Annotated in this window: 1 protein-coding gene; it reads right to left on the reverse strand. The window is 42.9% G+C overall.

The features are described 5' to 3' along the window. A partial coding sequence (locus A3729_RS19440) for an FG-GAP repeat protein (RefSeq protein WP_197475936.1) occupies window positions 1-1,064 on the reverse strand: 1,064 nt, incomplete at its 3' end. Window positions 1,065-1,095 lie beyond the last annotated feature (31 nt).

A 1,095-nucleotide genomic window follows, 5' to 3' on the forward strand; every position in this document is an offset into this window, starting at 1 on the left:
CTTAACGCAATTTGCTCACCAAACCCTTTGTCGAAACCGGAGGCACCTCGAACATTTTCCTTTGCTTTGATATAAGAGTGAAGTGCCCAACTTCCATCTCGCTGCAGCACATAAAGGTAGACTGCGCCAGATTCAGGAGAAAGATTGCTAGCGCTGGCATTTTCAAGTTCTTGAGAGAGCGCACTTGAATAGTCCCCTTCTGCAGTATAGTTAGTGTACACATCTTGCGCAGAGCTATCTTCACCAGGGGCAGAAACTACCAATAGCTCGCCGTCCACAAACACAGATTGACCAAATTTATCGCCTGGCTCAGCATTTGGAGCCTTCAACATCCAGACTAACTCCCAAGAATCGTTTGCATTTCTTTCATAGATATAAACAGCGCCAGAGTCCTCTGAGAATTCATTGACAATCGAGCCGTCAAGGTCATTCTGTATCTGAAGAGCAGTAAATTCACCGGCTGAAGAACTATCTTCCTTTGGCGAACCAAGTACCAAATAATCACCTGATAGTGAAAGATTATTCGATTCAAGTGAATTTTCATCAAACAGAGCTAGAGGATTAGCAAAGTCGGTAATTTCAAGCTCATCAGCTTCATCTCGAAATATTACGAAATTATAAGTTAAAACCTGTTCTACATTCCGCCGCATTCCTTGGAGCTCTAATACAGCGTTCTGTGTTTCTTCGGTACTTTCGCCCCCGTCATCTAGCAGTACGAGATTTCGTAACCTCTCGTCTAATTCGCACTCAAGCCCTGAATACGGCATCTGTAAGGACGCCGTAACTTCTAACGAAATCTCGTTTTTGCCAGGTTTAAGAGTAATATCGACTAACGAAGTGTTTTCTGAAAGATCAACATCAAACTGCCTCGTGTCATTATTATGAGAATGCTCAACGATTACACCAAATTCGCGAACCTCAATAGCCGCCTGATCAAGCCTTTCAAACTGAAGTGTAGAAAGTACAGTTTCACCGAGAGAATCTGCTTGAGTTAACTCAGGCAAAACGTTTGGAGCGAAGAACTGTTCAACCTGAGCAAAGCCTAGCGTAGTAATGTCTGACAAATGCTCTAAATTAAACTGATAATCAAACTGC

The sequence above is a fragment of the Oleiphilus sp. HI0043 genome, assembly GCF_001634935.1.